We start from the raw sequence: 1,644 nt of genomic DNA, 5'->3' as shown, positions 1-1,644 counted from the left end.
GGCACTTTCAGAAGTGATACTTATGAAGAACAATATATGAGGTTAATCTTTGTTGATTAGCCTTTTTGTTTTTCATAATAATTTATTGACTCAGCAACCAATGGATTTATGCTACAATTGGACATACCTAACCCATCAATTGAAGGTGTTTCCGGTAAATGGTTTATGCTGCCTGGGAGGCTTGATTCTGCATTCGTCTCCCTATCTCAAGAGCATTGCCAACATGGATTCCAATGAATATCCAAAGTATTTCCGTATTCTTTGTTCGGGCTCTAATCCGATTCAAATAATAATGTTGTTTATCCTTCCCAAAACTACCTTCAAGTCTGGTTGCCCGCTCTTTTTTAATTTGTGCGGCCATCTGCTTGCGGTGGGGCTCGTGTTTGCCTGCTCGTCCTTTTCTTACAAAATCAGTTCGGATATTATTTGAGGTAGCAAAGCGTCGGTTGGCATTGGTGGCATAAATAGCATCAGCACCGGCTATCTTTAGTTTTGTATGCGTTAATGCTTGAGCTAGATAAACCGATGACTTAAAATGAGTACCTTCATTAAATGCGTCAAAGCTAAGGTGCTCGATAAAGCTGATTCCGTTAATTTGTATTTTATTGACCTTGGCGCCGAACTCTACAGCTTTAGTTTCCTTTCCTCTGACTATGGGACGGATATAGCTTTTTGAAAGGCTGACGATTCGGTCTTTAGGAGATTTACCCGTTGCAAACTTATAGCTTTGCTGCTTCAATACTTTTTCAATGATAGCATATTGAGTATAATATCTTTCAGGCATTTGAACATCCTGCTGCTTGAGCATGACAACCAGTTCTTCCAGGAGTTTTTTGAGTAACTTCAATAATCCCCTGGTAATGGCTGTGCGTTCTTTTTTCGGCTTCCGACGTTTACGACTATGGTTCCAATAACGCTGTTTCCACTTATTATACTTGCTGCGAGGCAGGGCTTGTTTGCTATATGAACAAAGTAGTTTCAACTGGTTATGGCACCAATCAGTAGCTTCCCATAGTAACTTCTGATCGGTTGGGAAACGTAAGCTGCTTTCGTAACAGGTGGCATCTGTCACAACCTGATCTAACTCTTCCATATAAGGCAGCCAATGCTTGGCTAAACATTTTTGCACTTTGTCAATATCCAACTTGGCTGCAAGCTCGCAGCGTATTTGGCTAATGATTTTAAAATTATTGATCTGTTCTCCAATGCCTAACAGTATGCGACAAAATAGTTGGTAATGGATATTGGAATTTAACTGCTCCATTAACCGTTCATCCGAACAGCAGGCATAGTTCTTTAGAAACATTAAAGCTAGTTTACCTTGGGGGCTAAATATACAGTCTGGCCCCATTTTACTTTCTGTGATGCCGAATGAGTCAACTAATTCGTCCCATGGTATGGCTTGGTAAATTTTACCTAATGAAGTGGCAAGAAACTGATTGTATACAACCTTGAAATTATCTTCAATAGAAAAAAGTGGAAGATGAGCCTGAAATTCTGGAATACTTTGTAATTTTATCACTACGAGAAAAAAAGTAAACCCCGATTTATGGCAAAAGTGCCTATTTTCGGGGTTTTGTTATACTTTTAAGATAGTAATAATTATCTAGATATCAAAGATATAAGTCAACTTATGAATATCCC

At 38.8% G+C, this 1,644-nt stretch carries 1 protein-coding gene; it reads right to left on the bottom strand.

Translation table 11 applies throughout. From position 1 onward, the window contains the following. Positions 1–163 precede the first annotated feature (163 nt). Positions 164–1,522, bottom strand: coding sequence for a transposase (locus tag ACRD7A_RS19015; RefSeq protein WP_430812974.1), 1,359 nt, complete (start codon positions 1,520–1,522; stop codon positions 164–166). Positions 1,523–1,644: the final 122 nt, after the last annotated feature.

Source organism: Carboxylicivirga longa (assembly GCF_050589825.1).
Lineage (GTDB): Bacteria > Bacteroidota > Bacteroidia > Bacteroidales > Marinilabiliaceae > Carboxylicivirga > Carboxylicivirga longa.
This window is presented reverse-complemented; position numbering and strand designations above follow the sequence as displayed.